This is a genomic window from Nocardia sp. NPDC051463, assembly GCF_040681975.1.
GTDB lineage: Bacteria > Actinomycetota > Actinomycetes > Mycobacteriales > Mycobacteriaceae > Nocardia.
This window is the reverse complement of record NZ_JBFBAB010000004.1, coordinates 9,037-33,495: the sequence shown is the minus strand read 5'-3', so window position 1 is coordinate 33,495 and position 24,459 is coordinate 9,037. Positions and strand designations below refer to the sequence as shown.

Below are 24,459 nucleotides of genomic sequence, written 5' to 3'. Positions count from 1 at the left end.
CGTGAGCTGGTCGGGCGTGGTGAGAGCGCCGCTGCGGTGCTGTTGGAGGTGTATGACCGCACCGGTATGGGGCACGCGGTGTTCCTGGTCCACAAGGGTGACGGTCGGGTCGTGGTCCGTGCGGGTGGCGTGGAGACGGACTTCCACGAGTGGAGCAAGGATCGACCTGAACCGACCGGAGTCTGGGCAGCGGTCGTCGATGAGGACGGCCGGGTTGTCGAGGGTCTGGGCAAGCGGGAGTTGCCGCTGTTGCCGTTGGATAGGGCATTCGGGCGGAACCCTGATGGTGGGCACCCGCTTTCGGCTGAGCCGAGCGCCGAGGAGGAAGGCGCCCCGGATTCGCGGGTGACGCTCGATCAGCTGCTCGAGCGGTTCCAGGCGGTGGTGGCGCGGCGGATGGTCGTGGTGCGGAATCCGAAAGTCGCCGTTAACCTGATCGACGAGGTGTTCCGCCGTGCGAACGGTCGGATCGGTGAGCTCGCGGAGGTCGAGGATGTCGGCCGGTGGATCAACTCGCTCGCCGACGACGTGCTGTCGGACCAGGCAAAGTTCGTGCGGTTTGTCCGATTCCGCCGGGCCGTTGAGGCGGCGGCGAAGGGCGCACAGCGGAAGGCGTTGGTCGCCGCGAGCGATCACAACTTCCAAGCCGCCGTAGCCGCACTCGCCAGCGGCCGGCGTCGGGTGGTCACCCTGCTGTTCATGCGCGGCATGTCGAACGAGTCTGCAGCCAAGGTCATGGGTGTCGACGCGGATGTGGTGGCGGGTATGGTGCCCGAGATCCTGCACCGGTTGGTCGTTGAACTCGGTGCGGCGGACACGGCCGACCTGGCCGATCCGGATAAGTATCCCGCCGGAGGGGCAGCGCTGGCGGAGCTGCTCGCGGGTGGCGGTGTGGCACGTACCAAGTCAGAGGGGCGGTTCGCGCCCGCGATCGCGGTGCTTCGGGCGGCGCGCGATGAGCATCCCGATGTGTTGGGTCGTCTGGTCGAACAGTTCAGTTCTCAGCGCAGGAATATTTTTGTTCGGTGGTTCATGGGCGAACCGGTGACGAAAATCGTCAAGGCGTACAACATCGACCGATCCTTTTTCGACAGGACTGTGAACTCGGCGATTTTCACCCTTGCTGAACTGCTTCCCGCTGCGATGGAGGCGGCTCGTCTCGCTGAGGCGGCAGCCGAGCAGGGTCGCTTGGCAACACAGGCGGGAACAGAGGAGGACGTGCGTCGCGCGCAGGCGGCGGCGGAGCAGGCGCGTCGCGTGCGGATGGCGGCGGAGCAGGCGCGGCATCAGATGCGTGAGAGCCAGCTGACTCGGTGTATCGGTGAGCTCGCCGCAGCCGATCGGGAACTCGCGGAGATGTTGTTCGTGCGGTCGTTGTCGGTAGCCGAGGTCGCGGCAGAGTTGGGACGCGCCGAAGATGACCTGGCTGGTGATCAGGGGCGCCTCGCCGCGGAGTTGGAGCGGCTGCGGACTGCGGACGACTATGCGACATTGTTGCTCGTCGCCGCGGTTCACGATCGTCGCCCGGAGCTGTTGCAGCCGCATCTGGAGATATTGAACGCGATGCAGCGGGAGCTTTTCGAGCGGTTTTTCGTGCAGCGCGCGCCCATGGCCGTGATTGCGCATGAGCAGGGCACCGCTGCCGGCACTGCCGGGCATCGGCTCCGCCGGATCGCCCGCCTGTTGGCCGAACAGCTGCCGACCGAGCTGCGGGAGCAGTACGCGCGGGCCGGGGTATTGCGGTACGTGACCACGGCGGACGTGGCTCGAGAGGCCGGGGTTGGCGAGGATGCCGCGAAGCGGGTTTTGGGTAACCGGGGCGGCGTCGGTACGGATACCGCACGGCAGATCCAGGCGGTGGCCGACCGGTTGGGCTGGCGACCAGGGCGTTCGGGGGTGATGCTCGGCGATGGTGCGGTCATTGAAGGAACCCCGTTGCTACGAATTCCGGCCGTGGGCGACAGCGGGGCCCCCGACTACAGCCGCCGTGGAACGGGACTGCAGGCGGCGCACTCGGACGATGTAGCGCGGGGCATCCCGAATCCACGTGCGACGGAACATGCTGGTGTGCGGCATGGTTCGCCGGACGAACTCGCCGACGGTCAGGTGCCATCGGAGGAAAGGGATTCTGGTGAAGCCGCGTTGTGGGCGGCGGTTCGATCGGGCGATGGCAGTGCGTACGAAACGCTGTATCGACAGTATGTCGGCTACGCGCGGCGGATTGCGCGGCAGACGACGCGTAGTCCTGCGGATGCGGAGGACGTTGTCGCCCAGGCCTTTACCGGGTTGCTCGCGACTTTGCGCCGTGGCAATGGCCCGACCGAAAATTTCCGTCAGTATCTGGGCGCTACGGTGCGCAATGCCGCAGCAACGTTCTACAGACGCGAAGCTCCTGCGCTAGTCGACGACCTCGAGGCGCTGGATCGGATGCAGCTCGGCGGTCCGCAGGCGGTCGACTCCGGCGCGGACCTCGAATGGCAGGACTCCGACCTCGGGCGCGCGTTCCAGGCGCTGCCGGATCGGTTGCGTGCGGCGCTGCGGTGGGTGGATATCGAAGGGGCTTCCCCAGCGGAGGTGGCCACACACTTCGGTATGGAGGTGGGCGCCGTAGAGGAGATGCTCGACGAGGCTCGCGACCTGTTGCGTGCCATTTTGTTACGGCCACAGGCCGAGGTGCTATCGAGGGCACTCACAGCGGAGGGTGCGGATCTTGCCGCCGTATTGACCGTCGGCGGCGAGCACATGGCGCGGACGAGCGCACTTGCAGCGCTGATACCCGAGATTCGAGCGGCCAAGAGCGCGCGACCGGACGAGCTGGCGAGTCTCATCGAACGCCTCCAGCCCAGGCGACGCGAGGCTTTCATCCGGTGGTTCATGGGGCAGTCGATATCCGAAATCGCGGCTGCGGCACAACGCAGCGAATCCTGGATAACACGGCTGGTGCGAGATGCGGTCTCCACAGTGGTCAGAGGATTATCCGGGATCACTCCAGACGCCGTGACCCGCTTGGAGCCGACACCTCGAAGGGCTCTGGGTTGGTTCATCGGTGGGCTTGCCTCGGCCGATCAGGGGCTGGCGGAGATGTTGTTCGTGCGGTCGTTGCCGGCGGCTGATGTCGCGATGCTGCTGGGACGCGCCGAAGATGACGTGGCTGGTGATCAGTGGCGCCTCGCCGCGGAGTTGGAGCGGCTGCGGACTGCGGACGACTATGCGACATTGTTGCTCGTCGCCGCGGTTCACGATCGTCGCCCGGAGCTGTTGCAGCCGCATCTGGAGATATTGAACGCGATGCAGCGGGAGCTTTTCGAGCGGTTCTTCGCGCAGGGTACGCCAATCGCCGTGATTGCGAAGAAGAAGGGCAACGCTGCCGCCACTACAGGGCGTCGGCTCCGCCGGATCGCCCGCCTGTTGGCCGAACAGCTGCCGACCGAGCTGCGGGAGCAGTACGCGCGGGCCGGGGTATTGCGGTACGTGACCACGGCGGACGTGGCTCGAGAGGCCGGGGTTGGCGAGGATACCGCGAAGCGGGCTTTGGGTAACCGGGGCGGCGTCGGTACGGATACCGCACGGCAGATCCAGGCGGTGGCCGACCGGTTGGGCTGGCGACCAGGGCGTTCGGGACTGGTGCTCGGTGACGGTGTGGTCCTCGAGGGAACCCCGTTGCTACGAATTCCTGCGGTGGGCGACGGTGGGGCCCCCGACTACAGCCGTCGCGGAAAGGGACTGCAGGCGGTGCGGGCGGCGCACTCGGACGACATAGCCCGGTGCATCCCGAATCTGCGTGCGACGGAACAGGAAATGGCCACGCTCCTGTTCCAGCAGAATCTGACAGTTCCCGAGGTAGCGCCCAGACTGGGACGTAGCGAGGATACGATCCACGCATACCAGCACCGGATCGCTCTCAACTTGGCGAGCCTATTGTCCGGTGGGGTGTTGCTGACCGAACGTGCGGCAATGGCGTTGATCAAGAAACTGCACACACTTCACCCGGAAGTATTCGCGCCGCTGCTGCCCGGTCTTACTGAAACCCAACAGCGATACTTCGACCTGTTCTTCGTCCAGGACATGGACGTGCCCGAGATCGCGACGATGCTCGGGCACGCTCAACCGGCTGTGCACACGACGCTGTATCAGGCTGCGCACGCAGTGGTAGCGATGCTCGACCCCGATCTTGTCGAGCGGCACGCGGATACGAAGGTGCGCGAGTGGGTGCGCGCTGCCCAGGAGGGGGACACGGCGGCCTTCGAATCGCTTCAGCAGCGGTACGAGCAGCGAGTCTTTTCGAATGTGCTACTGGCAGTGGGGGATCGAGGGCTCGCCGAGTGGATCACCGCTGCCGCAATGCAGCGCGCCGGTTCCCGAATTCGCCAGCTGGACGAGGACCAGGATGTCGGGGCGTGGTTCGTCGCGGGCGCACTCGACCTGCTTGCCGACCGACGGGACGTCCTCACCCGATGGTTCGCGCACCAGCAGGTTTCGGAGGTGGCAACAGGCGAGTCGGAGGGCGCCGGGGACCGGCAGCGCAGTGCTGTCCTCGCCAACGCTGCCACAGTGCAGGACGGTGGCTGGGAGCTGCTGGTTGCCGAGGCGGTGCAGGCACGGGAACCTGAGCTATTGGCGCCGCTGCGTGCTTTGCTGGCGCCCGGGCAACAGAATTGTTTCGATCTGTACCTCGTGCAGGGCCTGACCGTGGCGCAGGCGATGGAAGCGACGGGTCGGAGCAAGGCGACGATCGCGTCGCGACTGCGTCGGACGGCCGAGCTGCTGGTCGAGAATCTTCCGCTCGACGTCCTCCTGGACTACACGACAACAGGCATGCTGCACCGGGCCACATTGGAGGACGTGGCGAGTGAGGCGGATGTCGCGAGGGAAACCGCCCTTCGAGTGCTGAACGAGACGAGTAACGCGGGACCGGACACCATCGAGCGGGTGCGGGCCGCGGCGGATCGGCTCGGCTGGACGCACGGACGGCGGGCCGTGGTGTCCGACGGCCACGAAGGATGGTCGCCCGTACCGGTGACTCGGGTCGCGGGTACCGGCGGATACCAGCACGGCCGCGGCACACCGTTGCAGCGGATCCACGCCGCGGACCCCGACGTCCTGATGGACGCGATCGCGCAACTCCCCGCGCAGTTCCGGTATATGGCTGTCCTGCTGTATGTGCGGAACAAGGCGCCGCATCAGGTCGCGCGGGAACTCGGTTGTCCCACAGCCGAAGTAGAGAACCACCAGGAACGGATCGCGCCTCGGTTGTCGACGCTGCTCTCCGCCGGAGTGCTATTGACGGACTCGATCGCCCTGCTGCTGGTCGAGGCGGTCTCGTCGGACCATCCGGACGCGGTGACGGTGCACCGTGGGCAACTCGCGCCCGCGGAATGGGAGTGCCTGAGCCAGTATCTGGCGGGCGAGTCGATCAGCCGGATCGCGCAGGCCCGGGAGCGCAGTAGCGACACGGTCAAGGCGCAGCTCTATCACAGTGCCCATGTGTTGACCGGTCTGCTCGAGCCGGATCTGGTGCGGAGCTATACCGATCGCGGCACGCTGCGCAGGGTCACCTTGGAGGATGTCGCCAGTGTGTCCGGGGTGAGTAGGACCACTGTGCAACGGGTGTTCAGCGGTCGAGGCAATCCGCCTCCGGACACAGTGCAGCGGGTGCGGGCAGCCGCCGAGCGGCTCGGGTGGACGGCCGAACGTCGTGGCATCGTGGTCGAGACGCCGACCGGAGTGGAACCAGTTGCGGCGCGGTCTCATACGCGCGCTAGCGGTTCGCCGACGTCTGGTGATGCGGTCGCCGAGTACCAGCGGCCGGATGCTGTGGGGCACAGTCGGGATGGCGATGCCGCTGGGAATATGGTTGCACCCCAGGCAGTTCCGATGGTCGAGCAGGTTCTGCCGCCGAAGCAGGTGGGCGTCGTGGCGCGGACGGCTGAGCTGCCCTCGGTTCCGGTCGGGGAAGGTGTCACGGCCTACGCCGTGCCGGACGATTCGACCGGCACGCGGGAGGCCGCGCATGTCGCCAACCAATGCGGGCGGCTGCTGCTGGCGCGGCTGGGCTGGGTGGCCCTGGACAAGGTGCCCACCGCCGAGGAGCTCGGCGCACAAGGCATATCAGTGAAGAACATTGTCCGCATCGCGGGCGGAAACACGGCGCTGGTCCGGCGGTTCGCGGTGGATCCGACTCGTCCACATCGGGGTGTTGTGGACGCGTTGCTGGCGCTGCCGGAGGCTCAGCGCGAGGGTGCGTCGGTATTGGTGTTCGACGGTTTCGACAAGGCCGATGAGCACGGCGTCGCCGGACATGCGTTCCGATTGGTGTACCGGGACGGTGAGATTCGTATCGAAGACCCGGGCAAGGGCGTATTCGGATCATTCGAAGACACCATGGATCCCGAGGATTTGGCGGACCTGAAGGGTGTCTGGGCGGCCGCGTTCGACCGCGACGGAAATCCGATCGACCTGCCAGGAGCGCCGGCCGACGCCGCCGACCTCGAGTTCGCGGTCGGCCTGTCCCAGGACACGATCAGCGACCAGGCGTTGTCGATGCTGGCCGAGGCCGGCGGGGAGTTCACCGCCCAGCTGTCGCGCATCGTCAAGCTTCGGCACGTGCCGAAGTTCAGGTGGGCCGTGGGTGCCTTCAACTACAACGACCTCACCAACCTCGTCTCGACACGGGGGGTGGCTCTCCCCGACCAGCTGTTAACGCTGATCCACGAAAACCAGCATGCCTTGGACTTCGACGATCACCCTTGGCCGACCCCCTACACCATGTCCTATGACGAGTACCTCCACGCAGTCTTGCACCATGAAGCCAGGGCTTTCGTCACGGAAGCAATATTGGCTCCTGCATTGAGCGCGCGTGGCTACAGCGTCGAAGACCAGGACATGCACGTCATCTACAACCGGGCTCGCAGCAAGGCCATCCAGGCAGCGCTGATGGTTGACATGAACCTGACCGAGTCGCAAAAGGCGGCGGTCGGCGACGAGGCCGCTATCCGGGCCTTGGCAGTGTTCCTCCGGTTTCCTGATTCTTTGGCGAAAGAATTTGGTGCGTCGATGTACGAGGTCGACAAATTCGTTGTATCGCCAGAGGAATTCGTAGAGCGTTTGGTGTCGGCTGGCAAGAACCTGAGCCCCGGGGAATACGTACAACAGGCCGACGAGCAATGGCTCAACGCTCGCGAACTCGCCGAGCACCTGAACAATGTGCACACTCCCACCACTCCGGAGAAAGCGACGGAAATCCGACGGGCAGTACTGGCAAGGACTGCTGCCGACCGGGATCTCGCCACGGTGGACCGCGCGATCGAGCGGGAACTCCAGCGCCAGCGCACTGCCCTGCCGGAACCGGCGTCGCGTGCCGATAGACGTCGTCGCGAACACGCCGTGTTGCTGCTGCGTGACCTGGTCGCTTGGCGTGCCGCAGCGGCGCAGTATGCGGCTGCGTGCCATGCGGCGGCCGATGCAGTGGTCGCACGCGATGTTCTGCAGGACTTGCTGCAGCAAGAGCCCGGCAGGCTGTTGACCGACCATGTCGCGGTGATCGGTGGGGCCGAGCCGCACCTCATCGTTGTGGCCGGCGAAGCTGATCACGTCCGCCTGCGCGACAACGCGATTGCCGCCCATCCCGAACTGGCCGGACTGAACTGTGTTTACCGGTCGGCTTCCAGCGATTGGAACGGGATGGTGCGGCTGGACCGTCTCGAGAATCCAGAGCTTCGACCGGAAGCTCAACCGCTTGAAGTTCCCTGGCTGGACCTGGTCGAACAAGCTTCGGCCCGGCGCATGCGCCGGGTCCGGCAGATGTTGCGCGAGACCGAGATCGGCCGGTGGGCCGACCAGCTCCTGCGTGACGCCGACATTCACGTGCTCCTGGAAGCGAACGCGGACGACAGGCTGTACCCGGCGCGGAAGGCCTTGGTGCTCGATGTCGGCCATTCCGATGCTCAACTGGCCGCCACCATGGTCATGGGCGCCGTGCACGTTCAGTATGAGCGGGATCGTGCCAGCGGCAGCGCCATCCACGATGTGATGGACCCGGATGGTTCGAAGTATGTGGCGGCGCGACTCGAGGAGGAGGCCCTAGCTCAGGGCGGCCGCGCAGAGGCTATGCGGCAACTGCGGGAAATCGGCTACGACACCGAGCCGCCCGACGCTCTGGAACTCGCCTACACGGCGGCATTCCGGGATGCTATCCAGGCGGCCGCGCGGGGTCGCGTGCCCTCAGCAGCCGAACTCGAACTCGCAACCAAAACTGGTGTCGCCGCTGTGCGACCGCTGTTGGATCGCGTCGGACCACGACTGGCCGGGACAACCTACGCCGAGTTCTATCGTTCGGTCTGGAAAGCCGCACAGGGGATGGTCGACGCTACGTCCATCGACCGGGCAGGGGACGACGCACACGGGGTCGAGTCGGATTTCGATATCGAGCTGTCGGCCGAACTCGACGTCGAGGCACGACTGACAGCGTTGGTCGGGGAACGGTACGAGGCTCAGGAGCGTCGGGCGAAGGCCCGTGCCGAACTGGCCATGGTGACAGACGAGGAACTGTCCGCACTGGGCCCGATTTCCGGTGAACTGGAATTGCTGCGCCGGGCCACCGATCCGCGCACCCGCGCCCTGGTCACACACATCGACGCGTACCGCCGGTGGGACGCGCGGGTCGGCCAACTCGACGCCGTGATCGACGCCTACCAGGAAGCTGATCGCCAGCGGGCCACGTGCGAGCGGCTCGCCTTCGAACAATCGCTCGATCCGGCGCAGGCGCGGCCGGGCTCGCCGTTGATGAGCGACCTGACCCGAGAGCGGGACGCGGCGCAGCACGCATTGGCGCAGTTCCTGGACATCGAACTGGTGCAGGTGACCGCGGACCAGGCGTACAACCTGTTGGGACAGGCGCAGCAGCAGCAGCACTCGCCGTTGCTCCCGGACGATCCGAGGAGGTTCCTGTTCGCCGACCGGATAGCCGGAATGTGCGAGCGGTTCCTGGCAGTCGACCCGGTCGTTCGAGCCGTCGGCATACTGGAGGAACGGGACGCGCAGGCCCGACGGCTCGACGAGCGGGCCAACCCCGTGGTGGCGGAGCCGGTCGCCCCCGCGACCCAGATCCGGGAAGCGCTCGCCGAGGTGCCGAACCTCGGCACCGACGGCCGCGCTGCCGTCACTGCGGTACTCGCAAAAGCCTTGGAGTGCAAGGGTGCTCAGCTCTGGCCGGTGGAACGCCTAGGCGCAGGGCGCCGCGTCCAGGTCCGTGACGCCGACGGCATCCGACTCCTGGACGTCGAGATGGCCGACGGCACGGTGATGGTGCGGGCACCCCTGCACCGGGACCGGCGGGATCATGCCTTGCTGGCGCAGGTGCTGCTGCCCGAGCTGATGACCGGCTGGGCCGATCCTGATCAGGTCGCCCGAGCGTTCGCCACCGTCCTCGAGCGGATGTCCGGCGTCGGCCCGCGCCCCACCGCGCCGCTCACCGGTGCCGACGGTGTGCTCACTATGGAGTTGTCCGGGCCGCGAGGCTCCAGGCAACTCGATCTCACCGCCGAAACCGACCGCGGCAACTTGGCGTTGTATTTCGATGAGGGGGACGATGATTCGGGAGAAAGGGGCCCTGCCCCCGATCCTGGTTCGAGCCCGAACATCGGCTCCTCCGACAGCCGCCGGCCAACCTCCACGCGGCAGGCGGCCTCCCCTCGACTCGCTGGGTCGTCGCAGGAGCGGGCAACCAACGATCCGTCGCCGGAGGCCGAGAACGCACACGGCATTGCCCCCGAGGTGGTGACTCGGCCGCGGCTCGGCGCCGCCGATAAGTCGACCGATCGTGTGGTGGCGCCGGGTTCCGGTGTCGGGTTGACGGTGGATCCGCGGCCGTTGCACGGGTTCGATGAGGAGTTGGGGCCGGATGCGTATGCGCTCGGGCGGCCGGGGCAGTTGGGGGAGTGGTTGCGGCTGGCCAGGGCTGGGGATGTGCGGGCGTGGGATCGGTTGCGGGAACGGTTCTCTGGTGAGGTGCGGCGTGCGGTGGAGGCTGTTGTCGGGCCGGGGGAGGTGGCCGATGGGCTGGTCGCTGAAGCGTTCCGGCGGGCGCGTGGGCAGCTCGATGCGGTTGCGGCCGGGCTTCCGGTGGCGGTGTGGTTCGGGCAGATCGGGACGCGGGTAGCTGCCGAATTTGTACGGTCTGGTCCGGGTTCCTCGTTGTCGGGTCGCATTGTCGAGAGTGGTTCGGCAACAAGGGATGGCACCGTCGAGCCCCAGGAGACTCCGGTCCTGCCCGCGGAACCGGTGGCCGTGGAGATCCCCCCGGAACTCGATGGGGAGATCGTGGTTCAGGATGTGGACCCGGCGGCGATCGCCGCGGTACCGCGCTACCACCGCGAGTTGATCGCGGGCCTGGTGTTCGGGGTCGGTGCGGACGGCACAACAGCCACCGTGGCCTCGGTGGCGACGACAACCGAGGGACGCCGCCGGATCACGCTGCAGCTGCACGCGGTCGAGATACGTGACGTGATGCACGAGGAGCTGCGCATAGCGCTCGGGTTCCCCACCTTCGTGTCCGTCCACATCGGTGATCGACCGCTGGAAATTCATGTGCGGTACCAGATTTCGGATTACGGTCGGATCGAGGTCATCGTCCTCTTCCGCGAAGTGCAACCGCGTGACCCGGACGTGGCGGTACTGCGCGGACTGGTCGATGCCGCGTTCGTCCGGATGTTCCCCGACCGCGCGGTCGTCATCATGGAATCGATCATGGAAGGAGAGGCGTCACGGGACTTCGCCACCCGGGAGCTGAAACCGGGTGCGGCGGTGGTGCGGTCCGGCGGATGGGTGATCGCGGATGGGGCCCGCCAGGTCTCGGGGACCGTCGATCGAACGGACCTGCCGCTGACCGAGCGTGCTACTGCCGTGGCCGAATGGGTGGAACAGCGGCTGCGCGAAGTGCAGTGGGGAACCCCCACGGAACTGGAACAGCTGTGGTTGGACATCCGCGACCAGGTCTTCGATACGCCGCACGTGGAAACCGCCGTGCTACAGCTCACCGTGACATTGCCTGACCGCGCCACCCAGCCCCGGGTGACGATCACCGCCGCCGAGCCGGCCGAGCAGGCTGCGGACCCGGGCCTGGAGCACAACGACGCCCCGGAGCTGCCGGAGCCGGAGGCATGGTCGGTCCGGCCGCTGGGAGCGGGACCGCAGCCGCCGGTCGAAAACCTCCCGCGCACCGGCGGTTACATCGCCGGAATGGTGCGCGCGGCGCAGGCGGGTGACGAACAGGCATTGGATCAGCTGCGGCAGCGCTTCGGGGCGTCGCTGTGGATGGTGATGTTCGACAAGCTGCGTGCCGCGGATGCGGCGCAGCTCGCTGTCGAGGAGGTATTCGAGCAGATCGCCGCAGCCACACTGCATGACGAGGAGGACGCCGGAGACTGGCTGGGGGACCTGGTCGATTCCGTGGTGGACAAGTGGGCACGCCTCATCGGTGTCGAGGAGTCCGGTAGGGCTGCCGACTGGGGCGATGAGGTGTCGGTCGAACCGGTCGGCGGCAGTATTCGGCAGCCTGTTCTCCAGGACGAGGAACGAGCGGCCGTACTGGCGATGTTCGAGGCGAGCTCGACCGCGGAGCTGGTGACGGCTCTGGGGGCGACTGCCACCCACCTGATGTCGCCGGCAGTGGCAGAGGCTCAGCATCGCTATCCCGACGAGTTGGCCGACTGCATCGATCGACTCACTCGACATCAGCGCCTGTGTCTATATCTGCGTTTCGGGCTGCGGCTTTTGCCCCACGAAGTGGCGGCAGTGATGCTGCGCACTCCGAATGCGGTCAAGCTGCTCCAGCGCAATGGTTTCCGAAGTTTGTACAGGCTGCTGCGTACTACAGTCGTCGCCGACCGACTGCCCTTCGGGTCCTCCCCAGCCCACAGAAGCGGTGGCCGCCCCGCCAGAGCCGAGTTGCAACCGCCGAGCATCGATGCCGCGCCGTCGGATGGAGCGCTCGCCGACGATTCCCCCGGCGGTACCGGGTACGTGGTCGTTTCCGAGCTGTTGGCGATGATGGACCTGGCCAGGGTTCAGGCGTTGTTGGCGGTTGGGCGCCCCCCGGTGCTGACCTTGGTGGCGGCACTTCGCTCGCCGATCCTCGGGTTGGCCGCGGGCAGGCGGTTGCCCGGGTCTGGGTGGTTGGCCCCTGTGTTCGGGGTTTCCACGACGACGGCGGGGGAGGTATATGCCCGACTGCGGGATGACGGGTTGGTGGTGTCGCGCAGCCGTGTCGGCACCGTGGTGGCCGATCGTGACCGCCGTCCCGCCGAAACGCAGTTGTCGGCTCCAGATGATGGTCGGCCGTTCGGTGAGAGGTATCGCGGCCTCAGCGTCGAGTTGCCTGCCTCGGTACAGGATGTTGCTCGAGCGGCCGGGGTGAGCTCGGATACGGTGGCCTGGGTCTTACACGGGCAGACCCCGGGTAACCCGCAGAAGGCGAGTCCGGCCACCCAGCATCTTGTGCAAGAGGTTGCGGGCCGAATCGGGTATCGACCGCCGCGGTGGCGCGGTGAACGCAAAGCTACTATCCGTGATCTGGCGAACCGGGCCGGGGTGGCGAAGCAGTCTGCTCATCAGCTGATATACGGCGACACGTCCACACTGAGTGACGCGGAGCTGGAGAGCCTGCTGGCGGCGGCGGAGTCGCTCGGGTTCCGAATCAGCTGGCACGGCGACAGCACGGCGGAGTATCGCCGTCCTCTCCAATCATCAAGTGCAGAAATCGATTCCGAATCCTCGGAGGACCAGTGCTGGGCATTGACCATGGGCCGGTTGCGGACCCGCACGGGCAACCGGCGTATCGAGGCGCGACCCAGCGGCATAGGAGGCACGCTGGTCCGAAAACGAGCGCGGAACGCGGGCTGGATGATGTGGCGGCTGCCGATCGATCCGGATCGTCCGCATCTGTTGCTGGAGGAGGCTTTCCGAGCCTGGGTGGACGGACTGCCTGCCGCCGAGCGCGACGGTGTCTCGTTGGTGGTGGTCGACGGCTACCGCGAAGCCCGCGGCGGGGTGGACGGTCACGCCTATCTGTGGGAATACGAGTACGACGAGGAACTCGACAGCGGCACCATCGTCATGCGAGACCTGGGTATGGGATTTTCCGGGGCACTTCGCGAGACGGTGGCCGCGGAGGGCCTGACGGGTATCTGGGCGATACCGTTCGACCGGTTCGGTGACAACACCGCCGACATGGTTCTGCCCGGTGGTGAAGTCGACCTGCCGCCTGCGGGCTTCACGGTCGGTGCGACCGAGAAGCCATCGCCCGCTGACGAACCCGATCCCGACACGATTCTGACCTTCGATCTGGACCACCGCCACGGTGTGGACGAGGCCGCGGACGCGCTGCATAACATGCTGCGGCGGGTGGGCTGGCGCGACCCGGCGCACCTGGCCGCGGTCCCGGATCTGGTGCGGCGCGCAGGGAATGAGGCCGTGGCGTTTCTGGCCCGCTATCGCCAGGCTCTGGAGAGCGGCCCGCCGATCCAGGGCACGTACGACCGGGAACGGGCCGCAGCGACTCTGCAGGTGCGACTCGCCGTTCGTATGTCGCCGACGCCCGACGGCGCGCGGTCGCTGCACGTGTCCGTCGAATGCGCCCACCACCGCCCGAGCATGGCGTGGGACTCGCCGAACGAGTGGCCGGCCACCCTGCACAGTGCCCGGGCCGTGGGGCCCGAGGTGCGTGAGCTGCTGTCCTCGGCGACCCGGTCCGGGGTGGAGCAGTGGGGGGAGGTGTGGGCCGACTTCACCGAGCCGCCCACCGGCGCGCCGCCCGCCGAAATCCCGCCGCCCGCAACGCCGTACGAGGCCAAGGCGCGGATCGTGAGGGCGATGTACGCCGACCACCACGTGCGGTTCGTCGGGTGGGAGCCCGACGACGTCCAGCCGGAGGACCTCGCGACCGTGGACCGCCAGGCCCGGGCGCGGTTCGCTGAGCAGGGTCGGCTGCATTTGCGGGGGATCCGGTTCATGCACCCCGATGCCTCCGGGGTGGTGCGGTCCGACAACGGTTGGCCGTTCACCAACGACGCGGAGACCCCTTCGTACGGCTCCGCCGACCCCGACGGCGCCAACCACTACGCCGTGATCATGGTGAACATGCACGTGATCACCAACCACGACGCGTTCGTGACGACTATCGCCGAGCGCTTGGCCGACCACCGCCTGGCACCGATGCCGGACGGCGAGTTGGCCGGGGTGTTCGACCACGAATGGGGCCATGTCGTGGACTCCTACAGCGGCTGGCGGCTGTCGCGGATGGGCGAGCCTCTGATGATGTTCGTCTACCGCACTCTGCAGGAGCGCGGCCTCATTCCGGCCCAACTCGGCTATCAACTCTGGCGCGACCAGGTGGTGGGCTATGCCTTCCACGGCGAACGCGGTGTGGGGGTGGTTGGACCGACCACCGAGGTCTTTGTCGAAGACCAGTATTTCTGGTTCGACCCGGAGGGCTTCGCGGAAGGCAGCCGCATGGCAGCGGTGGATACCTCGCTGCCGGCGACCCATCCCGCGCACCCGCTGCGCTGGCTGGCCCACCGCTACCCGGACGGCGTGGTGCCGGAGGCGGAGCAGGTGTGCGCGGACTGGCTGGCCGACCATCGTGTCATCAACCCCGATCTCCCCGAACCCCCGCATCCCGACGCGGTCGCCCTGTACCGGCGCTACCTGGACATGCGGGGCACCGGCGACCCGAGCGCCGAGACCCTCTTGGCGGAGATTCATCGGTACATCCCGACCGAGGCCGGCCGCGCGTTCGTTGAGCGCTGGGTAATCAACGAGCGCATCGGAACCGAAGGCGAGCAGGTCGACTTCGGGTCGCAGAATCAGCTACCCCCGAAAACCGTTGTGGATCCGCTGGCAGGGCGCGATATCGCTGTGTTGCCGTTGCTGCGCGAGGGGGTCGAGGCGGAGAGTGACGCCGCGGCGAGTGAAGCCGCTGTGTCGCGGATCGTGCGCTGGACCGAGACCGGGTGGGCGGAGGTCGACGCCGATCCGGTCGGCGGGGATTCCGGTCCGGTTGCTGTAACCCCGGATAATGATGTCCACCAACAGATTTCGAATCTGGAACGCGAACGCGCCCAGCTGATCAACCGGCTGGGGATGGACAGCAGCGCATCCGGTGTTTCGTTGCCTACCTTCCCGATTCGGGACGCGATCGCGACCATGACCAACCGGCTGGCCGACGATCTCACGGTATTGACCGCGTGGCTCGGCGCCGAACCGGATCGGGTCACCTTGAACTACGACTCGTTGCGCGAGTTGAACGATTTCCGCAACCGCATCCGGCGCGAGAGTGCGTGGCTGGCGCGGTTGTCGGAGGTGCTGGATGGGCTCGATCAACTCGGCGACAACGCCGAGTTGATGGTGCCGATCCCGCACCGAGCCCGCCATGAAGATGCTGCCCTCGACGTCGAGGCCGCCGAATCGCGGATCGCGGGTCTGGCGCAGGAGCGGAAAACCCTGGCCGAGCGACTGGACATCGCGGACCCGGTTCGGTTGACACCGACCTCGACGCAGCTGGTGCAACGGCGTCGGGCGGCCGAGGCCGACTGGGTAACGTTGGCCGAGACGCTGCACGGCGATCTGGCGGATCTCGCCGACCTGCCGCTGGATATCTTCGGCAATCCCGCCGACCTTCCGCCCGGTGATCCGCTTGTGCCGCTCGCACAATTCTTCTGGGAAGCGGACGAGAAACGGACCGAGATCTCGAGCCGCGCAGCGGATATCGTCCGGCTCATCGATGTCGTCGCTGAACTCGACCAGGTGGCCCGGGTGCTCGATGTGGACCTGACCGCCGGCACCGAAGCTCTCGCCGACCCGGAGCGGGCCGGATCCGATGAACAACAGCAGCGGCTCGAGCAGGAGAGTGAGCGCGGCCGAACCTGGATCGCCCCCGAGACGCCGAAGTCACTGGTTCGTGTCATCCGCAGGCGAGTCATCGACCACGAAAAGGAATTCCGCCGGCGTCGCCACCTGGCGTGGTGCGTCGCTGTGGTCGATCACCTGGCCGAGATCGTGCTCAACGCCGCCGACGAGCCGGACGGTGACACGATCGATCGGCAGCGGCTGGTGCGCATGCTCACCTGGAATATGGCGGCGGCTCACCACTCGCGGTCGTTCAAGGCGCTCGACTACAGCGCCGTCGATCTACCGGGTTTCGCCGAAAAGTTGAGGTGGCTCGACGCCGACGTCGCCTGCTTGCAGGAGTCGGAGATCGGTCCGGACGGTTCGACCGCGCGGCGACTGGCCGACATGGCCGGCTACCCGTACGTCCATGAGATGGAGATGTGCCAGTCGCACATGGACACGACCAAGATGCTGGGCATTGCGGTGATCAGCAGGCTACCCATCGAGGAAGTCCGCGAGATAGAGCTGCCGACTCCGAGGCTCGAGCTGAAACTCTGGGGCCAGGTGTTGGTCCCGTACAAGCGGAGCGCGCTGGCGGTCAAAATCGGCGGTATCTGGTTCGTGAATATGCACCCGACGCCGCTGGGATTCTTCGGTCGCAGCTACGAAGAGCGCGAAGATGCCGAAGGAGCGGCGCATGGCAGGGAGATCATCGAGCACCTGCTGCGCTCTATTCCGGATGGTCCGGTCGTGTTCGGCGCCGACTTCAACACCGATGATGTGCGCCTGGTGTACCAGTCGGTCATCGACCGATTGGGGCTCCGTGTCGCGCTCGATCCGGAGACCTGGACCGTGCCCGGGTGGGACGGTGCGCCGGATCAGGTGATGGCCTCCGCGGAACTCCAGACGATCGACAGTGGCATCGAAGTCACCGACACCGACCACTATCCAGTGACGGCCGACCTGTGGATTACCGACGAGGGATTGGCCCGATCGTGGATCGCGGCGCGGTCTGCTGTCGATCAGCCGAACCGCGACGGTGTGGATGACGAGGGTGACAACAGCGACCGCGCTGTGGGGATGTCCGGCCCGCCGGACACCAGTGCGCCGATAGATGCACCGGTCGGCCGCGCGGCTGTTCCCCCGTCCGCCGCCGACAGCGCCACGCGGCCTCCGACCGTAAGCAGCGCAGCCAGCGTCGAGGATCGCGATGATTCGGTGAACCTCCCCGAGGTTGTGCAAGACCAGGCGACGGCGAGCCTCCCGGAGGAGGCTCAGCTGGGGTCGGACGCCTTTGAGGCGAATTTCAGCACCGAGGTGGCGGCGATTCGTCGCGACATCACGCGGCTGCGGTTGGTGTCGGAAGGATATGAGCAGGTCGGTGCTGCACTGGACCCGGCTCAGGTGCGGTCCAGGGTCGACAAGCTGGACGAGGAGGTCAACCGTCGGCAGCGACAGACGCGGGCCTGGGGTATCGACGAAGCGGACCGGTTTGTCGATCGTCTGCTCGAACTCCAGCCGCTGCGACGTGGTCTGAACGGATTGACGAGCCCGGGGCCAGAGGTCGCCAGGCCCGACGATTCCCCCGCGCTGTCCGCGAAGCGTCGGATCATCAAGGAACTGACCGCGGTTCATGGTGCCGGTGGTCCGGAGGACGCCGATTACGTCGAGGTTCAAGGCTTGTTGCGAGACGACATCTCGCAGCAGACCGCTGAATATATCGTGTACGCGATCGACTATGTGCTGAAAATGGCTCCACATTTGCGTCTTTCGGGTATACGGTTCGCACCGCTGGTAGGGGCGTTCGCCGAAATATCCTCCGGACGTAATCTGACGATTGATCTTCGTTGCGCTACTCACCCGGATGAATTCGCCGCGAAGTGGGCCAAGAGAGTTCGCAAGGGATGGTTTTCATCCGGCACTGGTGATCCGTGGATCGACCTGTTCCTCCATGAAATTCTCGGTCACGGAAGCGACTGGGCCGGTGGGAGCGTCGGGTTTGCGAAACTGTCGTATGCACGGGTCGATCGGCATATCGATGCCGCTTTCGCTGCGTTGACCTCGTCCGGCGAGATCGCGGTGCGTAAGTGGCGATGGCTGTCGAATCTCTCCACCTACAGCCTCCGGCGCCCGGTCCGAATCCCGTTTCTGGTTCCTACCCTCGACAAGGGGGAAGCGCTGGCCGAAGCGGTCGTCCATATCCGCGGGAATCCGAACTCCGATTGGCGCTCCCCGCAATATGCGTTGTATCGCGCGCTATACGACATGCCGATCTTGGATATCGCGGAGATCGAGCGTTTCCGGTTGGCGGAACGACAGGGAGTGGCGCGACCGCATCTGTCAGATGAGCAGGCGCTGCCGACCCCGACGACCGATGGCGCTGCTGGATATGTGCGGCCCGGTGCACCGAGCGCGCACACGTCGGGTGATGGCACGCAGGTCGGCAAATCGGCCGACCTTGTCGTGGGTCCGGATGTGGACGAGGCCCAGCTGGATTCGGACGCCCTCGTGGATAAGTCGACCGATCGTGTGGTGGGACCGGGTTCCGGTGTCGGGCTGACCGTGGATCCGCGGCCGTTGCACGGGTTCGATGAGGAACTGGGGCCGGATGCGCATGCGCTCGGGCGGCCGGGGCAGCTGGGGGAGTGGTTGCGGCTGGCCAGGGCCGGGGATGTGTCGGCGTGGGATCGGTTGCGGGAACGGTTCTCCGGTCAGGTGCGGCGTGCGGTGGAGGCTGTTGTCGGGCCAGGGGAGGTGGCCGATGGGCTGGTCGCTGAAGCGTTCCGGCGGGCGCGTGGGCAGCTCGATGCGGTTCCGGCCGGGCTTCCGGTGGCGGTGTGGTTCGGGCAGATCGGGACGCGGGTAGCCGCCGAATTTGCATGGCCTGGTCCGGGTTCCCCATTGTCGGGTCGCATTGTCGAGAGTGGTCCGGCAACAAGGGAAACGGATAGCGACGGTCAGAAGCGGGAACCGGCGGGGTCGGATCCGACGCCGACCGACGCCGACAGCGAAAACCCTTCGGAGTACATCCCACTGGAGGACCGAGTTGTCGCATCGAGCGAGGCGACGATCACTCGGGAGGACTGGGAGCTGGGCGACCGAGACGTCACCGGGTTGCTCCCCGGGTATTGGTCTTCCGCGGCCCATCGGCCCCTGGCGGAGTCGTTGGTCACGGCGTTGCTGGACGACGCGTTTCAGCACAGTGGTACTGCACGGGTGACGCTCTGGGTATCCGGAGTCGGCGTCTTGCACTGCACGGTCGTCGCCGACGGCCGGGAGTTGCCGACGCCCGCGCTGCCGGGGCCGCAGCACCAGTGGGTGCCGAAGTTGGACCGGGCGGCCACGTCGTGGGGTTTCGCGCTGCGTCGCGATCCGGCGGGCCGGGAGGTCGGTTTCGTCCTGTCATCGTCGGACTACACCCCGCAGTACACGCCGGACCCGTGGGCCACCTCCGATGCCACTGGTGAGCTGGGGCCGGTGGACTTGACCGCAGGTGTGCGGATCAGCCGGGATCAGCGTGAGCTGCTCGCACAGGTCCGCGCCGAGGTTGTCCAGCTCGCGGGTGTGGGCCGGAGTCAGACCCTGTTTCCGGAGCAGGCGCTGATGAACTTGGTCGAGAACGTGTTCCAGCACACCAACGGGGATGCGGTCGTGACGGCGACGGTGACCGACGGCGTCTTGCGGGTCGAGGTCACCGACAACAGTCGTGAGCTGCCGGTGCTGGACCCCGGAGATCGTCCGGGCCGGGGTATAGCCATGGTGGACCACACTGCCGACGGATGGGGCGTCGAACGGCACCGACGCGGCAAGACGACGTGGTTCGAGTACAAGCTCACCCCGACCGCAGCGGATCCCGAGTCCGACCATCGGGCCGACACGGTGGCAGGCCTCCTGGACGAGTCGCGCGATTGGCTCGACGAGGTGGCGCTGAGCAGCGGAACCGTTGTCGAGCTCGTCCAGTGGTCGCGCCGGACTTGGCACGTCGAGTTGGTCGGCTTCGAGGACGCCGAGCCGGCGGCGACCCGGCACCTGGTTCGGGGCTTGAACCACATGCTGGACCGATATCGGCGGCAAATTGCGGTGCGCAATGGCATCGCCATCACCATCGGTAAAGTCGCCAACGGTAACGGCGTCGACATCGTGGCGAGCCGATCCGAACGTGGCCACGTCACCATCGAGTCGATTACGGTCGATCCGGGCTGTCTGTTCGGCCCACTCGAGCCCACCGACCAAAGGCTCTATGCCATGGCTGTCGGCGCGGTCGGCGGCGTCCTCGCCAAAGCGGGGGTCGGCCTGAAAAAAGCCTGGTTCCAGTATCTCTGGCAGCACTTCACCGGGTCGCGGCCCGAGCTGGGTAACGATGCCGAAGCGGCGTTCGAGATCTGGGTTCGTGAGCAGCTCAGCGCGTCCGCGTTGCCATCCACCACCCGGATCGATCGACTCAGGCGACGTGCGGCCGCGTCGAAACGATTCGATGCGGAGCAGGCCGCGCGCGCGGCCGTGATCCGGGTGGAGATCGACGGGTGGGAGACCGCCTCCGATGCGGCACGGGCGTTCTATCGACTGCTGCTCGCGCAGGTGCGCATCGACCCGGAGTCGCGCGGGCTCATCGACGCGGCGGTGCCGGATGATGGCTTGGGGGTGCTGTCGCGATGGGGCGAGGCCGACCACCCCCTGCCGGAACTCGCCGAAGCCTTCACGAAGGACCACCACATCCCCGTGTCGGTGGCCGATGCCTCGGGTATCGATGTGCACAGGTTCAACGGCTTCCTCAGAGGGCTTCACATCATGCTTGCCGTGTACCCCGACGTCGAAATCTCCGAAACCGGTATCCGAAGGATGAATCTGGAGCACAAGACCGAGGTCGAGGGGAACAAGATCTTCGTCAACCCGACGTATCTCCGCGAGAAATTTCCCACTGATTATGTCAATGGCTTCAGGTACCACACCGGCGCATTTATCGATGACGCCTATTTCCAATTCGCCAAGATCATGGTCGCCAATGCGGGCAGCGCCGTTATCGATGATGTCTTGCCCGCACTGCTCTCGCGTTGGCTGCACGGGCGAGCCAACGGTCACTACGGTTACGGGGAATACTTCTCCCGGTGGTTGAGGTCGCAGTTCGCCGAGTCCAGCTTCAGGTTTACTCGGGTCGATGATCCGGACGCTCAGCTGGACGCGGCCGATGCCATTGCCGAGTCGGTCGTCAGCATCCTGCACGGTGGAGAGAAGGTCACAGACGGGCACAAGATTCTCTTCGCGGTGCTCGAGAAATACCGCCCTGCATCATGGAGCAGCCCGAACATTGTGTCGGCCTGGGGCCGCGACGTGCGAATCCCCTACGCGCTGCCGGACGCTTTCCGGAATCAACTGCGGGAGAAACTCGCGACTACGCGGGAGCACGAGGTCCGCGCTGCCGATGTTCTGCACCAGATGGAGCGGCGTGCCCGCGGTGTCGGTATCAACCCGGGGTGGATGGGTCCGCAGTGGTTGGCGGCGCAACTCCAGGCGACGGACGCGAGCACTGCTGCCGCCGCGGATCTGGCGGAATACAAGAAGGCGACGAGCGCGTCGGAACACATCCGCGCCAGCGTGGCCCTGGACGCTGGCGATCACTATCTGGAGCTGGAGAACGCACAAAACCTGCCGGAACTGCCTGCACACCGGCATGTTGGGCTGGTCGGCGAGAACACCGTCCTCGTCGTAGCTCCTGAGCCCGACGATGTGCTCGACGCGCCGACTCTCGCGGGCTTGCGGCGGCAAGGCAGGGATGTCGTTCATGTGCGGATCCATGTGGACAAGGACGGCCACCTATTCATCACGAAGTACCGCAAGTTCGACGACGAGGGCGACGATCCGAATGGCGGAGTGGCCACGGATCCGCCCGACGGACCCTCGCCCGGATCGAGTCCGAACGATGCTCCCGCCACCGGCCACGCGCAGACAGAGGTCCGCCCTGGCAAAGGTGCGACGTCAGATCCTGCCCGCGACGACACATCTGCCGGCGATGTCGGCAACCGGGCTCGCAATTCTCCGCCCCCGGTCGGCGAAGCACTCGATCTCCACCGTCGCCCGAAGCGGTGGCGCGGACCGCGTGGTCTTGATGTGTGGTACGCCGCCGATCCGGACATCCTCCCGGAGCTGGGTGCGCACGCCTTCGGGCCGCAGAATCAGCTGCGCGCCACGCAGTTGTCCGACTCCGATCGAAGCCTGATTGCCTCCCCATTGCGCAGCGCACCCCCCGACATCAGGTCGGACGGGGCAGCGGACTTCCAGTGTGGTCCGAGGGTTGTCGCGGATGTGGCCGAGGTGTTCGGTCGTACCGATATTCGGTTGTTGGGTCGGGCTGGTTTGCGTGGGGTGTTGGTTAGTGAGGTCGAGGGTGCGTTGGGGGGTCGGTCGCAGCATGTGGCGGGGTTGGCTGATGCGTTGGAGCGGTTGAAGGCCCGGGGTCGGGTGTTGGATATGGATGGGGCGGGGCGGGGTAATGGGATCGGGGTGGTGGTTTTCGAGCCTGCTGTGTCGGGTGCGAAAGGTGATCTCGGGCATGCTCGTTGGTTGGTGCGTCGGGTAGAGGATGGGGTGGAGCGGTTCGAGTTGCGGGATCCGGGTCGGGGGGAGGTTGTTCCGGATTTTGCTGCGCCGGAAGGGCTGCCTGCTGATGGTGTGTTGGCGTTGTTCCTGGATGAGCGGGGTTATCCGGTTGTCGAGGGTGTTCCGGACACGGATGCGGATGTGCGGTGGCGGGGGGCCGAAGACAACTTTGCTGTCGGAATGTTTATCGACAACAGTTTTCCGATTGCCTTGGGAGGCGGCGTCCAGCAACCGGAAGCCGCCTACATCGCGCTGCATCAATACGAAGATTGGGCGCGGGTCGAGGCCGCCATAGCGGAGCTGACTGCACTCGCCCCGGAGGCCTACTGGTATCTGAAGGATCTGCCGAGGCCCAAGCCCGGGGAGCAGTTCGGTGCTGACTGGGTCAGTAATCGGGGGGCGTGGTTCGATGCGCTGTTCTCGGGCAGCAGCGAGCGCATGCACAACGTCGAGCTGACCGAAAAAGACTTCCTCGAGCTGCGCCGGATCATGAGACGTGCGCCCGTCTACGCGACGCTCGCCTTGATCGTCGCGGCCGGGTTGTCGATCGATGAGCTGGTGCACCTGCGCAAGGTCGGCTGGGAAACTCTATTCATCAGGCAGGAGAAGATCGCCGGCGACGGCGAGAAGGTCATCGTCTGGAAATTCCGGACCCTGCCGTTGAACGAGCCACAGCAGGCCAGCACCCGGGACCTCAAGAAACGGATCAGCAGGCTCAAGGGGATCCTGCGCGACACATCGCTCGATGAGCTGCCGCAGCTGCTGGCGATCCTGTTCGGCAATATGCAGTTCTTCGAGGGCAGACCGCTGCTGGACGACGACCACGCCAAGATGCGCAGCGAACACTTGCCGCCCGAGGAGCCGAAGATCCTCACCGACCAGGAGTACGCGTTCTGGGTTCAGTTCAAGAAGAACGACCTGTGGTCGGCGCTGCATTTCCCGGGCTGTCGAGGGCTCGAAGCCCAAGGGCGCGACTACCTGCGGGCGCGGTATCTCAGCGCGTTCATCTGGTCGAGGATCGGTAGTCGAGCCGCCGAAGAATACATGATGAAGGTCGTCGACAAATACCTGCTCAGCACCGTCGTCCGGGAAATCCCAGAGCTGCTGTTGGGCAGCGTGAGAGACCTCAACGAGGGCGTCGGCAGCCTGCTGTCGGAGGCAGCCGAGCACAGGATGCGCAACATTACCGAGCCCATCTTCGGTGTCACCGCGTGGCCGCCACGGATGATACGAGCTGGGGCAGACTGGGTGGCAAGCGCCTTGTACCCGGCGCCAGGGAAGATCCCCGTCGCCGCCACTGATGAGGGCATCGTCGAGAAGCCCGGCACTGCAACGGCTCCCGCCGCCGACAGTGATGTGCTCGCATCCGGTGTCTTCGACCACCCGGCGGATGGCCGGAAAATCTGTGGCCCGTTGGTGCAGCGGCAGGTCAAGGATTTTCTGGGTGCGGCGGGTACGGCGATTCGGCCGACCAGGTACATCGGTGCGCGGGGGATCACCGCTCGTGCGTTCGCGAAGGGGTTGGGCGCGGACTGGCACGCCGACACCTTCGGTGTCGGCGCCTACGGATTGGCGGCCGTGCTCGCCCAGGTGCGGGCTGATGGTGGTGTGTTCGCCGGGGCGATGGAGTTCGGCACCGCCGGTGCTCACGCGTTCGCGGTATTCAAGGTCACCGAGGAGTACGCGACGAAGCATCGGGATCGGTATCCGGATCTGCGGGTGGGTGAGGTCGTGGTATTCGACAATGCCGCGGGGGGTCTGTTGCGTGGTGCGGAGGTGGCCGGTTGGTTGCGTCGCGCGGATGAGCAGAACGTCGGCACCGTGCACGGCATTGTCTTCGGGGAGGACGGCCGGGCGGAGTTCCCACTCGATGGCGGCAAGCCGTCGGGCCGCGGGCCGCGGAGGCCGATCGCGGGTGGGCCCAACACGGAGGGGACCGAGGATCCGCCCGCATCTGCGGCATCGCCGGGTACCCCGCAATGA

At 66.2% G+C, this 24,459-nt stretch carries 1 protein-coding gene (only partly in view); it reads left to right on the top strand.

The window, feature by feature from the left end; genetic code table 11:
• Window positions 1-24,459, top strand: partial view of a sigma-70 family RNA polymerase sigma factor gene (locus AB0M74_RS09060; protein ID WP_364903733.1) — the 3' portion only. Its footprint begins 78,444 nt before the window's first position; 24,459 of the gene's 102,903 nt are visible here — the last part of the coding sequence; its start codon lies off the left edge, out of view; it ends in the stop codon at window positions 24,457-24,459.